Here is a 19,364-nt window from a genome sequence, read left to right as displayed (position 1 = left end):
TTGTACCTCAAAATTACGAGGTACAAAAAAATATTTTTTTTGGCCAAATTATGGCACATAGAGACACACATAGTCACAGTGGGACACTTAAAGTCACATTTCTATGAGTAGCAACATGAAGATTACCCGCATCTGTGAATTCTGCAAAAACGAATTTACTGCCCAAACAACAAAAACGCGATTTTGTTCACTAAAATGTAATAGTCGTGCTTACAAATCGCGTGTAAAAGAGGCGAAGATTGCAGAAAGCAACAAACAAACACAAGCTGTCAGGAAGCCTGACCTTGAAGTAGTGAAAGTAAAAGATTTTCTTAGCGTAAATCAGGCAAGTCTTTTATTCGGAATAAGCAGAAGGACTATCTACAGACTTATTTCAAGAGGAGAGCTAGATATCGCAAAATTTGGTGCAAGAACAGTTATAAGGAGGTGCGACATGGATACTTTTTTTTCTTTTCCTCTAGAGGAGTCCATACTGCGCCCTTCACAAGAATTTCCAGGATTGGAGAATTGTTATTCTATAACACAGATACAGCAAAAATTTAAGATATCTCCCGGTGCACTTTATATGCTAATCCAAAGATATTGTATAGCGAAATATGCCATCGGTAGATTCAACTATGTAGCAAGAAAGGATATCGATACAATATTTAACAAGTAGACCATGGAAAAGACTAATGTAACATTGAGGCAAACGGACATCTCTAAAGATAGGAAATCACTCTATTTGGATTTTTATCCTCCTATTCTGAATCCGAGAACTAACGAATACACCAGACGTGAATTTCTAAAATTATACCTTTTTAAAAAGCCTATAAATCAAATCCAAAAAATATCAAATATTGAAAACTTACGAACAGCAGAACTGATTCATATAAGAAGGCGAAACGACCTAAATAAAAATAACATATATTCTATTTTTGAACAAGAACAACTACAAATACAAGCAATTGGAAGTACTTCATTCATCAAATACTTTAATAAGTTAGCGCAAAGAAGAGAAGGTAACAATCTATCGATTTGGAATTGTTCAATTTTACACTTCCAAGCATTTATGGAAGGACAAGATCTACTTTTCAAAGATGTAACGATTACACTAATTGACGATTTTAGAGACTATCTTTTAAAAGCAAAAAGCTTAAAAGGAAATGGAAATACTTTATCCACCAATACAGCTTTAACTTATCATAATAAGCTTAAAACTACTTTAAAGAGAGCTCATAAAGAAGGTAAATTAAAAACTGATATTAATGCTGGAGTGAATTCAATTAAAGAACAGGAGTCACAGCGCAATTTTCTAACCCTTGAGGAAGCAAAAAAACTATTTAATACAGTTTGTCCAAACGAAATAATACGCAGAATATCAATATTCTCCACCCTAACAGGGCTACGCTACTCTGATATAGATAAATTATTATGGTCAGAAGTGGAGTATATTGAGAATGATGGACACTATATCAGATTTAAGCAGAAGAAAACTAAAGGTATGGAGACCATTCCAATCTCAGACGAAGCCTTTAAAATCCTTGGACATAGAGGAAAACATAGTGAAAAAGTATTTATCGGTCTAAAGAAATGGGATATGGATAGAGTCCTACCTGTTTGGATTGCTAAATCTGGGATAACAAAACATATTACATTCCATTGTTTCCGCCATACGTATGCTACCCTTCAAATATCGATGGGAACGAATATTTATACAATATCAAAAATGCTTGGTCATAAAAATGTAAAAACTACTCAAATTTACACTAAGATAATTGATGAGAAAAAAAGAGAAGCAGCAAGCAAAATTAGTCTAAAATAAACATTTAGATATAAAACTAGAAACAAGAAAGACATCCCATTTACAGGATGTCTTTCTTGTTAGATTTAGAATATTAATTTGGCGTAAAACAAAATAAATTTCAACTATTTGGTAGAATTATTGGTATTGGTATTGAATTTCAACTCCACTTCTTGCTGTATTTCTGCAATCGTTTTAATTCGCCCAGATTTTATCCAATCCAATAATTCTACTCGATAAAAATAAAGTCGTTTGCCCTGCTTGTTAACTGGAATTTCATTTTTGCATACTTTAGTATAGATCGTAGCTATTGATAGGTTTAAAAGTTTGGAAGCTCCTTTAATTGTAAGAAGTTCTTCATCTTCTTTGTTTTTTTTTCTGTCTTTAAGCAATTTTTCAATCTTACTAATTTTCGTATGCAATTTTCCGATAATATCGGGAAGATCTTCAACTGTAAATTGTTTCATAGCTCGATAATTTTAACAAAAAAAAGGATATTGTCAATCAATAAAAATAGATCCTACTCCCTTGATTTCTTTTAAAAGAAGGTTCGTATCTAATATAGCCATACTCGTTTAATTCTCTCACGCATTTATGGTAGGTAGCGGCTGCAGATATTTTAGCTATGTGCATAATCTCATAACTAAAAACTTGTATTGGATTAGTAAAACCCTTATCCGTTCTATATTGCAACAAAGCGGCATAGATTCCTATGTGCGTAATACTGATGCGATAATCCTTTTCAATAGCTGAAAAGAACTCAGATAAGGGTTTTAGACTTTCCATTATTTATCAAATTGAATTAGACTGTTTTTTTCTCCTTTTTTTTCCTTCGTTTGGAATATCAGAGTTCTCATTATCAGCACTAGCTTCTTGTTTTTTGCTGTCCTGTTTAACAGAAGTCTTCGCACCTTCTGACTGTTTTTCCCCTTTAGACTCCCGGTTGTCAATACGCTTCATATTCACATCATAAACATTAATCGTTTTGAATTGAGGATTGGCTTCAATAAATTGTTTTACCTCATTGCCATCCTTCAAGAATGTTGCAGATTGCAGGTTTCCTTTTTTCAGGGAATCAATAAGATCTTCCTTGTATTTTGGATTTTCTAATTCCTTTAGAGGCAACTTTGCTAAAGTGCCTTCAAGATCATAACCATAATTTTGATGGTACTGGTTTAGCTTAAAATTACTATTACTATCGATTTCTTTAAAGTCCATCTGTACCCAAGCATTATACAACTGACCTTCTTTATTAGTCAATTCTTTATTGACTGCTCTTCCTTCCATTAGATTGTAAGCTTCTTTCATTGTGATATTGCTCCCTTTATTGATATAGAAAGTCTGCTCCAATGATTCTTTCGAATTGTCTTTTTGCAAATCCACCTTATAGGAATTAAAAAAATACATCTCACTCTGATCCGATTTTTTAAAATGCAGTGTTGCCTTGGCACGATCAGTAGATGCTTTCACGATATCACGACTAGTAGTACAGGGGATATAACTACTAGAATACAGCTCTGTTATTATGATTTTGCATGGGTATTCTTTGAAAGTCTTAAACAAATATGTTCGGAGACACCATTCTCATACATTATCCATACACTAACCATGCTCTATCCATACACTATCCATAGAGCGTGGAATTCCTTGACCCGTCCTAAAATAACTATACAGGTTAATAAATAAATCCTGATAGAACTATGCAAATACAATGGGCAAAATAGGCTAAAATGGTCATAATAGTCCTTTATGGTCTTTCCTGAACCCTAGTGCTTTGATATTCATTTAAATAGTCAAAGCTTTGTCTTATAGATCCGCTTTTAGATGCATCGAAATTGGTTTTATAAGGTTTGAAAAAATGTACCTAACATTTTATACTTCCACATTATAACAATTAGAAATTATGGCAAAACAAAGAGGCATAATTAAATTAAGAGGTACTATCGGAGATATTACTTTTTACAAAACCAAAGACGGTCATTTGGCTCGTGAAAAAGGAGGCGTTGACGCCAAGCGAATTGCTACTGATCCTGCGTTTCAGCGCACCCGGGAAAATGGCTCTGAATTTGGCAGAGCCGGGAAAGCAGGTAAAATACTGAGAGCTTCGCTACGCACTTTGCTTTTGAATGCTGCTGACAGCAGGATGGTCAGCCGATTGACACAATCGATGGTTAAAGTAATTCAAGCCGATACCACTAGTGTACGAGGATTGCGAAACGTTATTGATGGAGAAGCCGAATTATTAACTGGCTTCGAATTTAATAAAAATAGCAGCTTGGGCTCCACTTTGTATGCCCCTTATATTGGCACTATTGATCGCATTGGTGGTGAAATTACGGTTAGCCTAGCTCCTTTTGTACCCGCTACTATGCTTAGCGCCCCAGCTGGAACGACTCATTTTAAAATCATTTCGGCTGGAACAGAAATTGATTTCGAAGCGGAAACATTTGTCGAGTCGCATGCGGAAACTGCTACGTTAGCTTGGAATATGTTGCCTACGGTAGCGATCAACCATAGCAATATGGTCACTCCAAACAGTACTAAGCCGTTATTTTTGGTATTGGGAATCGAGTTTTACCAAGAAGTAAACGGACAAATGTACCCCCTAAAAAACGGAGCATATAACCCATTGGCTGTAATTGCCGTAAGCGGACTATAAATGGTACTGGTATTAACCCGAACGTATTTTCCCGAAGGGACTAATGGGAAACTCGTTTTTAAAGGCGAAATAATCTGTCATACGATTGAATTGCCATTGAAAGACAATCTCAGTCATATTTCCTGCATTCCTGAGGGGGAATACTTTATAGAAAAGCGCTTTAGTAAGCGATTTGGATGGCACTTTGAGGTTTTGGCTGTACCTAACAGGAGTTTGATTTTGTTTCATCCAGCGAATAATGCTTTAGTTGAACTTCGCGGCTGTATTGCTCCTGTGAGCCAAGTAGTTGGTTCAGGCTTAGGTCTCGAATCAAAAAAAGCTTTTATAAAGCTTAAAAATTTGGTTTATCCTGAACTGGATGCCAAAGAGTCTATTTTATTAATTATTCAATCTTAAAAAATAACTATTATGAATGTAATAAACCGAGCAAAAGCTCCTACCCCAAAATTTTTTAAAATGCTTCGAAATATAGGTCTTGCCTTGGCGGCAGTTGGTGGCAGTATTATTGCTGCGCCTGTAGCCTTACCCTTGACGGTTGTTTCGATAGGCGGTTATCTGGCTGTTGCCGGAGGTGTTTTATCGGCTGTTAGTCAGTTGACTGGCGAGCCCAATTCGGAATCCAGTGCAAACGAGTAACAGTCCGCTTGTAGGGACTGCGAGTGGTACTTTTTTGAGCGTGTTGCCGAATTTAAATTCGGAAGACCTATTGAAAACCATTGTACTAGCAATTATTGGTGCAGTTGTTAGTTTTAGTATTTCGTTGCTGCTCAAAAAACTGATTCGAAAGGAGAAGAAATGAAACTGCTTCCGTTGTGAGTTGTGAGTTGTGCTTTAAGAGCCCAGACCTAGCGGTCTGGGCTTTTTTTGTTTTATATCACTTTATTATCTTAGAATCTATTTTCGTAACCGCCTGAATCATTTTTAATTGCAAACCAAGCTTTTAATTAAAATTAATCAAATGAAGTAATAAATGGACTAAACTAGGACTTTGTGCAGCGATATAAGATAATTATTCACTCTAGATCAATCAGTAATTAAATAATGTCCACACCCAGCGTCATTAATTAAATTTTGCCATCTCTTCTCCCTAGTCCAGTATTTATCTCCTGGTTGCACATATGCAAGTATTGCAAAATCATACCAATCGTTAGCTTGTACTTTCATATGACTTGTTTCCAATGTTTTGAAAAAATGGTCTAACGTTTTAACTAATAATTCAATATTACCCAATTCAAAACCATCAATATTTACTTTACCTTTTGTTGACTGCTCAACACAGAAATTGATAAATTCAGCTGTTATTTGGTAAGTGTCAATTTTTTTATGTGCTTTTTTATCTAAAATTCTATTTCTAATGTTCTCTGCCTCATTATTAAATAGTTTAGCTACTTCTTCTAAGCTTTCTCTACCAGCTAATATTTCTTGTTTAAACTCTTCTAATTTATCAGGACTTATTGAATGTCCTACAGCAAATTTTGAAGTAAATTCTAACCAATGCCCAATTTCTGAGATTATGTCATATTTATACTCTTGTTTTAATTTGGTCAGGTAAATGAAAGGCGGTTCATAAATTGTATTTTCTTTGAACTTAAATAACATTTGAATAGCACTTCTTGATAAATCTTCTTTGTCTATTAAATTCTCAGATTTTGAAAGTTCATGAATATTTGCAAATGTAGGCGCAATGGGATCCTTTTTTACTTTTGCAAATAAGTTTTCATCTTGACCTAGACCGTACCAAATATTTGTGTCAGCTATTATTTTCATTATTTATCTTTCATTAATTCATACAAAGGATATAGATTTTTGAATTCCGTTAAAATTGTATTAGATATATTTTCTTTTGATAGTCTTTTGTCTAACCAATTAATGTCACAACCTATAATGAAATAATTATCTATACTTTCCTTTTGTGTGTGTAAATGTAATTGTTCAGGAGTTTTTATGTTCTGCATTGGCGGCATATTTTCAATATTCATCCGATATTCATTTCCAAGATTTTTATATGCTTCAAATATTTTTTTTCGAATATTTTCATCTCTCATTTGTTCTCTAAAATATAATCTATCTTTATAGCTTCCATTATTTCGACCTAAAACAAGCCAAATACCTAAACTATCTTCATGGATTATTACTTGCAATCTTATATTATTGATAAAAGAGTCGGGCTTATTAATAGATAAATCCCCATTTATATATTTAGTTAATTCTTTTGGAGACTTCCCATAATGAAGCCATATTGCACTTATATAATTGCCACTAAATTGATTGAAAAAATGACGACTTACAATTTCTCTTGAATTATGATGACAATGTAAATCGAAGAAACCATATTTTTTAAATTGAGGATAAATGAGGTTGTGTAATTCTTTAAATTTGACACTAACTTCTTTTCTTACCCTTTTTAAATCTTGACTGTTTACTCGATGATATTTTTTTTCAAAAATTTGATAATGATTTTTAGAAAAAAATTGACCTTCATCTTTAGATATTTCACTTGTAATTTTGTCAATATCTATTTGTGTTTCTTTATTTCTGTATGATGCTTTAATGAATTTTGATTTGTAATCTTTTACAAAATCTTCGGTGATTATATATCCATTGTTGTAAAGATTGCTAAACCAACTTAATAGTTTTTTACATTCCTCTTGGTCGTTTACTTGAAAATTCATTTCTATATTTTTTTCAAGCCCCCAATTCGTTGTGTTAGAAGAACCTATAAATGCTGTAAAAGAATCATTTTCTTTTTTAATAAGATATACTTTTGGGTGGAACGTATAATTTGTTTGATATACTCTAGCATTTATATTCAAATTATCTAACAATGCTTCGAAAACTTTTGGTTCAGTTGCTAAATCAATACCAATTAAAAAATGCTGTTCAGTGTGTTTAGAAATGTTTTTTTGAATAAAACTCCAGCCATTATTACTTATCATAGCCGTAGCTACCCAAATTGATTTGGCATCAATTAGTACTGATTGAATTTTTGATTTGATGTTAGTTTCAATTATCATTAAGCAGCCATTCTAATTTTATTTTTTTCAATACAAGCTAATGCAACTGCAGAAAATTCTGCAGATTTTGAAATCATTTCACGAATTTCTGCTTTTATTATTTCGATTCTTGCGTTATCTCCAGCAGTTCTGTGTTCTTTTTGATTGATTTGTTTTATTTGATTTATTTTTCTTTGGCATAAATTCCACACAACTAATCTTGCATCTTTTAAAGGTGTATGATTTAAATGGTAAATATCAATTGAAACTACAGCTCGTGCATAATTCCAAGGCTCTGAATCCTTTTCAACAGAAGGCACTGCTTTGCCATCTTCAGAAAAGAATAAAAGATCAGGATCATTTGGATTGATGGGATCTAAAAGATAAATAACTTCATCATCTAATTCATCAACACATGTAGCTGGTAAGCATCCATTTCTTAATGGAAAAAAAGAGCCTTTACCAAATGACTCATTATCATCAGTATGCTTGTCTTTTCTTAACCTATTGGAATAAATAGAACTCAATCGATAGTTTTTCCAATCATAAGCTAACCACCAATAACCGTTTCTTTTAATAGTTTTTCCATCTATATCAATTTGTTTAGCTTCATTTTTTGGTCTAAAGTGATCCACATCCATATCAGACATGACTTCTTGTGCTTCAGAATACCAACATTTATTATTCGATAGACCTTTGAGAATAACTAATAATTCTTGCCAAATAGGATTATCTTTAAAAATTTCTCTCTTTTCCATCGCATTTTTACCCTCTAAAGAATCTTTTAAATTTTTAGCATGTTCTTTCCAACTATCTGGGAGTAAATCTTCCAAATTACTTATATCTATTGTTCTCATTTTAAATCTTCTTTTAGTAAATCTTCTAAAATAGAAACTGTTAAATCATCTTGTTTTTGCTGTTCTTCTCTGTTTTTCGGAATAGATAAAAACTCGGACAGGTTTGCTACTTTTTCAATAAATTTAGAATATAGTGGATCTCGACTATATTTATTGAAACCTAATGAATCAAAATACTCTGAATATTTTTTTAGCAATTTTTTTTCACTTATTGACAAATCTCCTTTTCTTTCTTTTACTTCTAATGATCTATATTCATTTAACTCATTCTGAGTTTCCTCATCTAAAGTAGTTGGTAAATTGAATAGATCACTAGTCAAAATTCCTGCGACACCTAATCCTTTTGGGTCAAAATCGGGTTCAAATGTCTCGATTTTCTGAAATTCAATTCCGTCTTTATCAAAAGCCTTTTTAGAGTAAAAAATTCTTATTTCTTCTTTAGTTAAACCACCAATAACTAATGGGTCATGTGTAGTCATTAGGATTTGGCTTGATTCATCTTTACCAGAATACTCTTCTAATAAATTCATATATTTCCATTTCCACAAAGGATTTAAGTGAGTATCAGGCTCATCTAAAAGAATTAATGATTCATCTTCTTTTGTGAAGCGTAAAAGGCCTAACACCGTTAATAATTGCTGCTCACCTTCTGATAGTTCTTTAAATGTAATTTCTCCATTAACATTTACTTTTTTTACTTTAACTCTTACTTCTTGTATTAAATCAGATATATAAGTACTTTCCAAACTTTTAAAAAACTCTGTATTTGTACCATATTTTTCAGCTATTTCAATTAGTTTATCTTGATTTGAAATAAATAAGTAAAGTTGTTCTTGGACATGACTTCTTCTGAAATCCTCTCTTACATTGTCTTCTTGAACAATAGGAGCCATTGAAGCATTCCATAGGTCATCCAAAAAGTTACGTACAACACCTTTGGCTGTCCAAAAATTTACAGGCTTTGCAGCCTTCTTATTTTTAGCCCATATAGGCTCTTTTAATACAAAAAGAACAGACTCCAAACCAATTATACCTAGAAACTCTTTTAAAAACTGACTTACTTTTTCATCTGAAAATGCATAAAATGCCATTAATACAAAATAACTATGTATTTGTCTAGCATAGAATAATGGTCTTGGAGGAGCGTCAACACCATCTAATAAAGCTTTGTAGAAACGCGTTTGATGTTTGTCGAAATGCTCTAGTAAACGATTGCTAATCCCTGAATAATAGGAGAAAACATATTTTGGCAGATATTCCGATTTATCTCTTTTTACTACAGCTTTAGAAACTAAAGTTGAATAAGATATAATATTATCATTTATTTCTCCTTTATAAAATATAAACTTCCCTTTTACACTTGGACCTCCATTGACTTTTAACAAATTGCCTTTGCATTCATACTCTATAGAATAATCGAAGCTCGTATGTTCATCTAAATCTAAATCTCTAAAAATAATTACAATTGCTTCCAAAAGATTAGATTTACCAGCAGCATTTTGACCAAGAAGAACAGTACTCATTTGTTTACCATTTAAATCAATGGAAAACTCTCTTAGGTTTTTGAATTCTTCTATATAAATTTTATCAATTCTCATACTAATTCTATATAACCTTTTTCATTACTGACTTCTTTAATTGTTTTTTCAATTTCAATTTTAGTTTTTAAATCAGAATAAAATTTATCAATACTATCATTGATATTTTTATCATCGTAGTGTTCAGACATTTTCCAAAGGTCTTCTGCATGAAGTTTCCCGTTTACTTTTAACAGTTTTATCAAATCCATATTTATTGTTTTAGTATTGTACTTTATTTCTCTTTGATAAGTTTCTGATATTTTGCCAACAGAAATTTTATTTAAAATTTTATTTTTCTCATCACCTAATAACTCCTTCAACACAGAATTTACTAACTCTTGAGATTTTTCTATATTATTTGATAATTCTTTCTCAATTTTATCAGAAAAATTTTGCAGTTTATTAACTCTCTCAATAATTATGTTTTGCTCTTTTAAAGGAGGGAGACTAACTATAGTTTCTAAAATTGTTTTTCTGTCTATTCCGGGTATAAGTCCAGTAGCTTTATTCTTAAATTCATTTACATTTAAATCTAAAATAATTTTCACATAGCTTATCATCTCCCTTTTTAAAGTTTTAATAGCCATAATTTGCCTCGCTACATGTGCAGATTCAACTTCAAGCCAGCCCATTTTTCCAACTCCAGAACCTTTACAAGTTATCAGCAAATCTCCATTATATGCAATTGATTTGGGATTATTTGTCCATCTCTTAATAATTACTTTTTCGCTTTGAAGATTACTAGCTCCTGTAATATATGGCAAACCAATCTTTGTCGTGTCGGAATATTCGTGAGGTTTTAAATCCTGTCCTGATTTAAGATTAATAATATCTCCTAATCTGCACCAAACCCATTTATCAGGAATTAGAAAAGAAATTTCGTCTTTTGAGATTATTGGCAAAGCTTTTTCACTTTTAGTTTTTTGTTCATTAATAAGTATATTTCTTACTGTTTTGATTTCTTTTAGAAGACTACTTGCAGATTCAATATGAGGGTTATACACCCGCCAATCCTCCGTTAGTTTACCTTGAACTCCATCTAACAAAATAGATTTACGGAGTTTGTATATATTATCTTTTTGTAAATTAAATTCTTTTAATAATTTTTGATTTTCAAATTCAACTATTTTAATCTTGTCTAATATTTTTCTTTGTTCCTCTTTACTTGGTACATAAATATCCAAATTAAATAATTTCTCAGGTTGTATTCTTTTGGAACCAACACCTTTAGCTAAGTTTTCCAATTTTAAATAAAAATTGTTTTTTCTGAAGAAGTAAAATATCCATTCTGAGTAACAAGATTCGTCAATATCAAAAGCAGGAATATCTGAACTAGATTCATATCCATCTAATTCTTTTGATACTATACCAAAAGCACCTTTGTGTAAATTCTGTTTCCCATAAATAAATTGCCCTGTTTTTCTTACATAATATCTTGTTGCTCCTTTTTTATCTTTAGTCATGGGTCTTTTTTCAACTCCCAATACATTAAGTTTAACTCTAATACGATTATCTGGATTTGGGTTCTCAGAAATAATTTTAGATTCCGTTAAAAGAGTACCTAATTTTACTTTTTTCCAATTTTTCATTGAAACGATTTTTTAATTGCATCTAGTATTATTGAACTCCTTTGAAATGAATTTTCTAAAATAGAAATCAATTCTTGAGTAGATTGTGCTATTTCTTCTTCAGAAGTGTTTTCATTTTTAATATCCAAATTAAAATTTCTTTTTTTTATTTCTTCAAAAGAAACCCTCCAAGCATATTCATTTTCTTTCCTATCTAACCACCATTTTTTTATTTCTTCAAAATGATTAATATCTATTGGTCTTGAAGTACTGAAATTCTTTATTCCTTCTGGATAAGGCATTTCATAATACCAAGTTTCTTTAGTAGATTTCCCTTTTTCAAAAAAAAGCAGGTTTGTTTTAATACCGGTATAAGGATTAAACACACCGTTTGGTAATCTTATAATTGTATGTAAATTACACTTTGTTAAAAGCTCCTCTTTTATTTTGGTTTTTATTCCATCACCAAATAATGAACCGTCAGGTAAAACTACAGCTGCTCTACCGTTCTTCTTTAAAATTTTAATGATTAATGCTAAAAACAAATCTGCTGTTTCTTTAGTTCTGAATTTTTCAGGAAAGTTTTTTTCTATACCATCTTCCTCTTGTCCACCAAATGGAGGGTTTGACAGTATGATACTCACTTGGTCTTTTGCTTTCCAACTTTCATAGTCTATTGATAATAAATTACCTTTAGTTATAGCCGGTTTCTCAATACCATGTAGCATTAAATTTGTAGTGCAGAGTAAATGAGGTAAAGGTTTTTTTTCTACTCCCCGAATTGAGTTTTGAATTATTAATGCTGTTTCATCAAAATTTTGATGCTTTGATAGATTATCTAATGAGCAAGTTAAAAATCCTCCTGTACCACATGCCGGATCTAAAATACTTTCACCTATTTGTGGTTTTATCATATCTACCATAAATTGAGTTACTGCTCTAGGAGTATAATATTCACCTGAAGATTTTGCACTTTGTAACTCTTTTAGTATGGTTTCATAAATATCATTAAATACATGCCTATCTTTGTTATTTTTAGAAAAATCAATTTTATTAATCTCATTAATCACTTGGCGGAAAAGATTACCACTTTTCATATAATTATAAGTGTCATTAAAAACTGACTTTATAATTACTGATTGGTCAGTGTCAGTTGGGTCAATTGTTTTCAATACAGGAAATAATTCATCATTAATAAAAATTATTAATTCATCACCTGTTAAACCATTTTCATCAGCTGCCCAATTTTGCCATTTTAATTTTTCAGGTATAGGACTTTTATAATCTTTCCGTGAGATTTTCCATTCTTCCTCTTTATCTGCAAAAATTTTCATAAAAAGCATCCATACCATCTGAGAAATACGCTGTGCATCACCATCAACTCCTTCGTCTTTTCTCATTATATTTCTTATGGACCTTATTATACTTGTTGTACTCATTTATATTAATTATTCAAGGCTTTGTACCAATAGTAAAAAGCTTCTGGGTTGTTCTATTTTAATTGTTCTGTTTGTTGAATTATTGGTTTTCAATTAATCATTCTTATATTTTGAGGTGGTTTTTAAATCTTGTGATTTTTATTACTTTTTCGAATTGCATTAGTTTTGTCAAGTAGGTTACTTCTACAGCTACTTCCATAAATGTTTGGTTGGGCTGAATTTGAATAAAATTATTATAAAACATTACTTTTTAAAATAAGAATTCAATTGATGTAATATTAAATTATACTGACAATGCAATAATAAACAAAAAAGAGACTTCTTTACAGTCTCTCTTTAGAATTAATGATATCTTTTGCAAAGCATTTACTTGTCTTTAAACAATTTTTCTAAATAAGCTGCTTTGTCTTTTTCGGCTTGCACTAAACGTTCATAAAGTTTTTTATTTTCTTCGTAAGCTTCCACTAGTTTATCTAATGGATTAAAAGTACAATTAGTCGTACCAAAAGCTCCAATATTATTACCTTGACTAGAGCTATTATCATAAAAATTGAAATAGTTAATAACTGCTTCTTCCGAAAAGTTTTTTACAGCTTCTGAGGTAACACCAAGTGCCTTTGCTACTTCTAATATTTTATCATCTTCTAGATTTTCGCTGTTCTCCATATTAGAAACCGATTGCTGGCTTACGCCCATAGCTACTGCAAGGGCTTCTTGTTTCATTCCTCTTAGTTCTCTAATTCGGCTAATATTTCTGCCTATGTGTTTTGGTTTTGTTGCTGTGCTCATAGTTCAAAGATATTTAAAATTTTGTCAAAAAAAATGGCATTGGTAAAAAACAAGTTGGTTTTGGTGAGATACAATTGGGAATGGTTCGGTACGGTACAATCTCTTCTTTACTTGCATGTACTAAACAAAAATACAAATTAAAAACAATGTTTAACATGTAAAAAATAAAATTATGTATCACAACATTTTTATCTCCGAAAACATCATGGAGCGGGCTTCGATTGGAGTTGTTCTTGATCAGGTATTTTCTTTTTTGGATGTAGATTCTGCCTATCTCTTAGCAATTGAAGGATTCGACGAGCCAGCCTATTTAGTAACTATCCTATTGGATAGGGATTCTAGACAAGCCGTGCATGAACAGTACGATAGGGCGAATAAGTTATTTGGAAAGTATCCCTTCTTGCGCTTCCGTATCTATAACATCGCACATTTAGAAGATACTATTTTAAGAGGAAATCTATTCTTTGTTAATTTACTTCTTAAAGGAACTGTAGTATATATTAGTGAGAACTCAAAAATGCGTACTTATGTATCAACCTTAAATTTTGAAAAGCTAGTAAAAAGGGCAAGGAACCATTATTGCAGAATATTGAATAAAACTGATGAACTGCAACAAGGAGCAGGCTTTTATATTGAAAATCGGAACTACCAACTGGCAGTTTCAACATTGTATGAAATGCTACAGCTTTTATTTAGACAGGCAGAAGAACTTATACTGGGAAGGCATCAGGCAACGGCGCATTTGATAAGGCAACAGCAGCAAATACTTGAATTTTCACCATCCTTTGTTAGGGTGTTAAGTTCAGAAGAGGAGCAGGACAAAAAAATATCTAAACTCTTATATAATGCACATCATCATTATTATTTTTTGAAAGACCTAAGTGTTAGCGTTGACGATGCCATTTTTGCCTATGACAAAGCAGATCGTTTACAGCAAGAAGTTGTGCTGTTGTATGAGAAAATTTCGAATCAATGTGATGGCAAAAACTTCAAGAATAAAAAGAAGAGGATAAAAAATGAACTCGACAATGATATTACTATTGCTCCAACTATAGCCAATGAAAATGATGCATTTCATCAAATTGTTGCTATCATTACAGAGCATGCCAAAACAGCTGCTATATACTGCTTTGGTAAATGCGAAACTGCCCATTCTAGGTGTAGCAAAATCTATCCGGAAATCGAGACACAAAAAAATCACAGCCATTTGTATCTACTTGTTTTTGTTGAAAAATTCTCGGGAAATACAGCAAACGACCTCAGCGATAAAATCGCAACGAAAACCAATGGTCTGATTACTGCTACACTCATTATACATAAATTAAGTAATATTAAAAAGATGCGAGGTGACCAGCAGTATTTTTTCTGGAAAGTCATGCAAGATGCGCAGCTATTATATCAAAAAGAAGAAAATATTCCCTACATGATTACTGAAATAATCCCCAGTAGAAACTTAGATTCCACAGCACAATATATTGCTGCAAGGAGGAAAAATGTTAGTACTCTGTTGGAATGGTTATCGATTGAGGATAACATATCATCGACTGACGAAGTGAAAATAACTGTACTTTATCAGCTAGTTGAACAAAGCTGTCTTGGGCTTATTCGTGTTTTTATGGGGTATAGTCCTAATCATTTTTCACTTGGTTATCTATTTAATCTGTGTGAATACTTTACGAGGGTAACAGCAGATTTTTTTCCACGCAAAACTCAAGAAGACCAACATCTGTTCGATGTATTAAAACATCATCCCCACTCTCTGCGTTATAGCAGAGCTAATGATGTAGATTCCTTCGATTTTAAGGTATTGGAAAGACGATGCAACAATTTCATAGTTAAAGCGGATGAAGTAGTGGAAACAGAACTCAACCGTTTAAAGGAAGTACAAAACAAAGAGGATAAAAAATAGATGAAACAAATTAGCCAACAATCAATGGCTGTACCTGCTCTAATTTTAAACCTGTATATGAACAAAACTCATCGATACTTATTAATTGATGATCTTGTTTGTTCAACTGTTTTTTAATTTCAATTTGAAGTAATCTTGCGTAACGATAGCTTTTACCTGTAATTCTCTGAATGTCTTTCGGGTAGATACACACTCTTTTCTGTTCTATTTTCATATTTCTGTGTGTGTTCGTTTCTATTAAAAAGCCAGAAATTATCTAATGAAAGTTCAGTTGGGCATGATATTAAATATAGCTGCTATTAAATTCGAAGCAAATTTATAAGTAACCATTCTACTTCACAACACATTAGGTATGGATTTTCAAGAATAATTGTATGGATTTTCTGAAAATCGACACCTCTTTTTCAATTAAAATAATTCATTATCAGTAGTTTACACTATATTTGAAATACGCTTTGGTAAATTATCCTACTATAATTTTATTAATGCCTTAGATTAGGATTGTTTTCTAGCAAAGTATATGCAACCCAATCTGTATCCTACTATGAAACAAAATTATTTACTTCCATTAATGCTAGTAATAACGCAATTCATTACAGCACAAAAAAGTGATTATAAAATTCCAGATTCCATCCAAAATAAAGATTTCCGTTATTTGGAAAACCGAATTTATCAGTTTAGAAATGACAGTACCAGAGCTGCCCTTTACCTCTTTAGCTACCTTGAAAAGGCAAAAAGGGAACGCAACTGGCGGGAACTTCAAAACGGATACCAAAATATAGTGTACCTATCTCCCCCCGCAGTACAACTTGTCTATGCTGACAGCATGTTATATGCGGCAAAAAAAACAGAAGACAATGATGCTATAGGGGCTGCATTCTTAACTAAAGGAATCCTTTCTTTTGCCCAAAAAAGACACAAAGAGGCTTTAGATGACTATCTGATTGCCAACGAATACATAGCCAAAACAAACGACCACTATCTGATTTACAAAGTAAAATACAACATGGCACAGTTGAAAAACTACATGGGGTTTTACGATGAAGCCATCACCTTATTGAAAGAATGTGCAAACTATTATAAAAAAAATCATGATAGACCTTATCTCAATTCACTCCATTCCTTGGGACTTTCTTATAATAAGATGGGAAATTACGGCATGTGCTCCCAGACCAACGCTGAAGGAATCAGAGAAAGTGCAAAGCGTTCCGTTCCAGAAATGGGCGTTTATTTTAGGCATTCAGAAGGAGTCAACCAGTATTTTCTAAAAAATTACCAACAGGCAATTGATTATTTAAAGAATAGCATTTCTAAGATAGAAAGTAACAAGGATTTTGCCAATGAAGCCGTAGGAAACTTTTACATTGGAAAAAGTTATTGGGAACTCAAAAAACAGGAGACCGCCATTCCCTATTTTAATAAAGTGGATCAGATTCTGAACAACACACAATTTACACGTAGGGATTTATTAGAAAGTTATGTACTACTGATTAATTACTATAAAACAAAAGACCATCCTAAACTACATTTGTATTATATAGATCAGCTGCTCAAAGCAGAGCGTTTACTGCATGAAACCAATCGTTATCTGGCCTCCAAAGTGCACAAGGAATATGACAATAAAACTTATTTGATTGAAAAACAAAAATTAGAACAGCAATTAGATAAACGAAAATACAATGACCTAATGTTTATTGTATTTGTAACGCTATTATTCCTAATCCTGGTCTTCTTAAGCTACCGGCACTATAAGAACAACAGCATGTATAAAAAGAAATTCGAAGCTCTTATGGATAAAAGCAGTGAAGCTAAAAAAGAAACCACTAAAATACCGCCTAGTGGAATTGCCGACATCAATCCCGCAGTAGCAGCTGAATTAATCAAACAACTCGAAAAATGGGAAAAGGACAAGAAATTCCTGGATCAGGACATTAGTCTGGTGAAACTAGCAGCCAGTTTTAACTCTAATACCAAATACCTCTCTCTGATTGTGTACCACTACCGCCAGAAAAAATTTGTAACTTATGTCAACGAGCTAAAAATAGATTATCTGATTCAGGCGCTTCAAGAAAATAAGCAGTTACGAAAGTATAAGCAGAAAGCCTTGGCCGATGAAATAGGCTTTAGCTCTATCCAGCGTTTTGCCCATGCTTTTCGAGCAAGAACTGAAATGCCTGCCTCCTATTTTATAGCACAGCTCCTAAAGGAAGAAACGGCAGCCGCTTTGTAATTTTTGTCTTTACTTCAATTGAACTATAGCTAAAATTATTAGTTTTGTGCGCTAACTTAATATCGTATTATCATGACTGATTTAATCGAAAAAATCAATGCTGAATTTGAAACATTCAAAACAGAATCTGAATCTTTAATAGAGAAAGGAATTAAAGCAGCCGGACCAAGAGCCCGTAAATCTACTCTAGAGCTAGAGAAACTATTAAAAGAGTTTAGAAAAGTATCTATAGCATCATCTAAAGAATAAATGACCGCTTTGAAGCCCTCTAGTTTTGCTAAAGGGCTTTTTTGATTTGTCTTAGGCGCATTTAAAAAATCCGTATGATATTGATTTTAATTCTCTTTTTTTCTAAAAAAAATATTAGGAACCCTACAAATTGTCCTATTTACTCACTGTTGTAGCTAGATTTTAAAAACTGCCCTACTTATGAGGAAGCCTTCAATTTTCTTCATTGATTTTATTTTGGGCACAAGCGAGACGCTTGCGCCTGCCTGGGGTCCTCAAAGCCGAATGAAATTCCACGTCATAATTCATAAGACAACTGCTAGTAATTCGAGGTCGTGAGAGCTCGAAGAGATTTGTATTTATTGAAATACATGCCTTTTTAAAGACAATAACGGAAAAGTTAGGAGACTTTTATGATGTTTACGCCTTGTAAAAAAACGTAAAGTCATGAGACGTTTGCATAGCCTAGAAACGAACACATCGTGGAGGGGGCTTGCAGACCGCATGAGGTCTTACTTAATGGGCGAAGGCTATGGAATCAAATATTTTTAATGAATTTACATTGCGGGTAGGATCTACAACCTAAAAATTCTCCAAATTTTCCATTGCGAACTATTAAGTTGCCGCCACATTGAGGACATTCATTTTCTCGAATAGAATTTTCTCGTTTTTGAATTCTTTGTTTAATTGATTTAATATGTTGGCGCTTATTATACGTATCAATCAAATTTAATGCATTGATTTTTTGAAAGATATTCTCTTTTTCGGTTTCTGTGAGGTTTTTACATGAGTATTTTTTAATCGTAGCTATGAGTTGATATGAATTTACTACATTAGTTATTGTATTTACTTTGATTTTTGCTTTTGAGGAAAAAACAATAATAGACTTATATTCTATATTTGGATATTCAGTAAGACAGTTTCTTAAAACTCTTATATGACCTAAGTTCTGTCGTATTGGGTTATAAAGTTTTTCTTTACGTTTGTAAATAACTTGATTCCAATATTCTGAGTTTTCACCTCCAAGAATCCAGCCTTTGTAATTTTTTGTTTCAATAACAAATATGCCAAAATCAGAAATTACTACATGGTCAATTTGTGAAGTCATTTCACCTGCTTTTAGAACAATATTATTAATGACTTTATATTTCGATTTATCTAAAAAATATAAAATTGAAGAAATAGTTTTCTCTCCGATGACTCCTTTGATTTTTGTTCTGAATAATCCCCAAATTAAGATCAATGAAAAAATCAATATTAATATTTCTAAGTTCATAAATTATCGCTAAATATTTAATTTCGTCTAAGGTCAGTCTCTAAAAACCTCCG

Annotated in this window: 20 protein-coding genes; 8 read left to right on the top strand and 12 right to left on the bottom strand. The window is 32.1% G+C overall.

All coding sequences use genetic code 11. From position 1 onward, the window contains the following. Positions 1 to 103: 103 nt before the first annotated feature. Both ACMDB5_RS10135 and ACMDB5_RS10130 read left to right on the top strand, forming a co-directional pair. The gene (locus ACMDB5_RS10135) at positions 104 to 658 is read left to right on the top strand and encodes a helix-turn-helix domain-containing protein (RefSeq protein ID WP_413998146.1); all 555 of its coding nucleotides are present in this window, start codon (positions 104 to 106) and stop codon (positions 656 to 658) included. Between the two features lie 3 nt (positions 659 to 661). Further along, positions 662 to 1,804, top strand: coding sequence for a tyrosine-type recombinase/integrase (locus ACMDB5_RS10130; RefSeq protein ID WP_413998145.1), 1,143 nt, complete (start codon positions 662 to 664; stop codon positions 1,802 to 1,804). A gap of 104 nt (positions 1,805 to 1,908) precedes the next feature. Here the strand turns inward: ACMDB5_RS10130 and ACMDB5_RS10125 are convergent, their stop codons facing one another. The 3 genes from ACMDB5_RS10125 to ACMDB5_RS10115 are packed head-to-tail and all read right to left on the bottom strand — an operon-like array spanning position 1,909 to position 3,253. Next, positions 1,909 to 2,250, bottom strand: coding sequence for a helix-turn-helix domain-containing protein (locus ACMDB5_RS10125; protein WP_413998144.1), 342 nt, complete (start codon positions 2,248 to 2,250; stop codon positions 1,909 to 1,911). Between the two features lie 37 nt (positions 2,251 to 2,287). Then, a complete protein-coding gene (locus ACMDB5_RS10120; protein ID WP_413998143.1) occupies positions 2,288 to 2,569 on the bottom strand; it encodes a hypothetical protein in 282 nt (93 codons plus the stop codon). A 6-nt stretch (positions 2,570 to 2,575) separates the two neighbouring features. Beyond that, positions 2,576 to 3,253 (bottom strand): hypothetical protein, encoded by a 678-nt coding sequence (locus ACMDB5_RS10115; RefSeq protein WP_413998142.1) that lies wholly within the window; start codon positions 3,251 to 3,253, stop codon positions 2,576 to 2,578. A gap of 433 nt (positions 3,254 to 3,686) precedes the next feature. On the opposite strand from ACMDB5_RS10115, the gene ACMDB5_RS10110 reads away from it, so the two are divergent. The 3 genes from ACMDB5_RS10110 to ACMDB5_RS10100 are packed head-to-tail and all read left to right on the top strand — an operon-like array spanning position 3,687 to position 5,078. Next, entirely contained in the window at positions 3,687 to 4,442 is a 756-nt protein-coding gene (locus ACMDB5_RS10110) for a hypothetical protein (protein ID WP_413998141.1), read from the top strand. Continuing rightward, on the top strand, positions 4,443 to 4,838 hold the full coding sequence (locus ACMDB5_RS10105; protein ID WP_413998140.1) for a DUF5675 family protein: 396 nt from the start codon (positions 4,443 to 4,445) through the stop codon (positions 4,836 to 4,838). 12 nt (positions 4,839 to 4,850) lie between these two features. Then, the gene (locus tag ACMDB5_RS10100) at positions 4,851 to 5,078 is read left to right on the top strand and encodes a hypothetical protein (protein ID WP_413998139.1); all 228 of its coding nucleotides are present in this window, start codon (positions 4,851 to 4,853) and stop codon (positions 5,076 to 5,078) included. Between the two features lie 387 nt (positions 5,079 to 5,465). Here the strand turns inward: ACMDB5_RS10100 and ACMDB5_RS10095 are convergent, their stop codons facing one another. From ACMDB5_RS10095 to ACMDB5_RS10065, 7 genes are all read right to left on the bottom strand, one after another. After that, positions 5,466 to 6,209, bottom strand: coding sequence for a hypothetical protein (locus ACMDB5_RS10095; RefSeq protein ID WP_413998138.1), 744 nt, complete (start codon positions 6,207 to 6,209; stop codon positions 5,466 to 5,468). Beyond that, the gene (locus ACMDB5_RS10090) at positions 6,209 to 7,456 is read right to left on the bottom strand and encodes a phospholipase D-like domain-containing protein (RefSeq protein ID WP_413998137.1); all 1,248 of its coding nucleotides are present in this window, start codon (positions 7,454 to 7,456) and stop codon (positions 6,209 to 6,211) included. Before ACMDB5_RS10090 ends, ACMDB5_RS10095 begins: the two co-directional genes overlap by 1 nt. Further along, the gene (locus tag ACMDB5_RS10085; RefSeq protein ID WP_413998136.1) at positions 7,456 to 8,292 is read right to left on the bottom strand and encodes a hypothetical protein; all 837 of its coding nucleotides are present in this window, start codon (positions 8,290 to 8,292) and stop codon (positions 7,456 to 7,458) included. Before ACMDB5_RS10085 ends, ACMDB5_RS10090 begins: the two co-directional genes overlap by 1 nt. Then, positions 8,289 to 9,890, bottom strand: coding sequence for an AAA family ATPase (locus ACMDB5_RS10080; protein WP_413998135.1), 1,602 nt, complete (start codon positions 9,888 to 9,890; stop codon positions 8,289 to 8,291). Before ACMDB5_RS10080 ends, ACMDB5_RS10085 begins: the two co-directional genes overlap by 4 nt. Continuing rightward, positions 9,887 to 11,461: a restriction endonuclease subunit S gene (locus ACMDB5_RS10075; protein ID WP_413998134.1), complete on the bottom strand. Its 1,575-nt coding sequence runs from the start codon at positions 11,459 to 11,461 to the stop codon at positions 9,887 to 9,889. The genes ACMDB5_RS10080 and ACMDB5_RS10075 overlap by 4 nt, the downstream gene beginning before the upstream one ends. Continuing rightward, positions 11,458 to 12,879 carry an N-6 DNA methylase gene (locus ACMDB5_RS10070; RefSeq protein ID WP_413998133.1) on the bottom strand — a complete coding sequence of 474 codons (1,422 nt, stop codon included), beginning with the start codon at positions 12,877 to 12,879 and terminating at the stop codon, positions 11,458 to 11,460. Before ACMDB5_RS10070 ends, ACMDB5_RS10075 begins: the two co-directional genes overlap by 4 nt. Before the next feature lie 366 nt (positions 12,880 to 13,245). Further along, positions 13,246 to 13,668 (bottom strand): helix-turn-helix domain-containing protein, encoded by a 423-nt coding sequence (locus tag ACMDB5_RS10065; protein WP_413998132.1) that lies wholly within the window; start codon positions 13,666 to 13,668, stop codon positions 13,246 to 13,248. Between the two features lie 172 nt (positions 13,669 to 13,840). On the opposite strand from ACMDB5_RS10065, the gene ACMDB5_RS10060 reads away from it, so the two are divergent. Then, positions 13,841 to 15,577 (top strand): hypothetical protein, encoded by a 1,737-nt coding sequence (locus ACMDB5_RS10060; protein ID WP_413998131.1) that lies wholly within the window; start codon positions 13,841 to 13,843, stop codon positions 15,575 to 15,577. 10 nt (positions 15,578 to 15,587) lie between these two features. On the opposite strand, the gene ACMDB5_RS10055 is transcribed toward ACMDB5_RS10060, so the two are convergent. Beyond that, positions 15,588 to 15,791 (bottom strand): hypothetical protein, encoded by a 204-nt coding sequence (locus ACMDB5_RS10055; RefSeq protein ID WP_413998130.1) that lies wholly within the window; start codon positions 15,789 to 15,791, stop codon positions 15,588 to 15,590. A 330-nt stretch (positions 15,792 to 16,121) separates the two neighbouring features. Between ACMDB5_RS10055 and ACMDB5_RS10050 the strand changes: the two genes are divergently transcribed. Both ACMDB5_RS10050 and ACMDB5_RS10045 read left to right on the top strand, forming a co-directional pair. After that, on the top strand, positions 16,122 to 17,807 hold the full coding sequence (locus ACMDB5_RS10050) for an AraC family transcriptional regulator (RefSeq protein WP_413998129.1): 1,686 nt from the start codon (positions 16,122 to 16,124) through the stop codon (positions 17,805 to 17,807). A gap of 72 nt (positions 17,808 to 17,879) precedes the next feature. Continuing rightward, positions 17,880 to 18,056: a histone H1 gene (locus ACMDB5_RS10045; RefSeq protein ID WP_413998128.1), complete on the top strand. Its 177-nt coding sequence runs from the start codon at positions 17,880 to 17,882 to the stop codon at positions 18,054 to 18,056. A gap of 517 nt (positions 18,057 to 18,573) precedes the next feature. Here the strand turns inward: ACMDB5_RS10045 and ACMDB5_RS10040 are convergent. Then, a complete protein-coding gene (locus ACMDB5_RS10040; RefSeq protein WP_413998127.1) occupies positions 18,574 to 19,311 on the bottom strand; it encodes an NERD domain-containing protein in 738 nt (245 codons plus the stop codon). Between the last annotated feature and the right edge of the window lie 53 nt (positions 19,312 to 19,364).

It is taken from the genome of Flavobacterium sp. W1B (assembly GCF_047344965.1).
Taxonomy (GTDB): Bacteria; Bacteroidota; Bacteroidia; order Flavobacteriales; family Flavobacteriaceae; genus Flavobacterium.
Note: the sequence above shows the minus strand (reverse complement) of the source record. Positions and strands in the feature narration are given on the sequence as shown.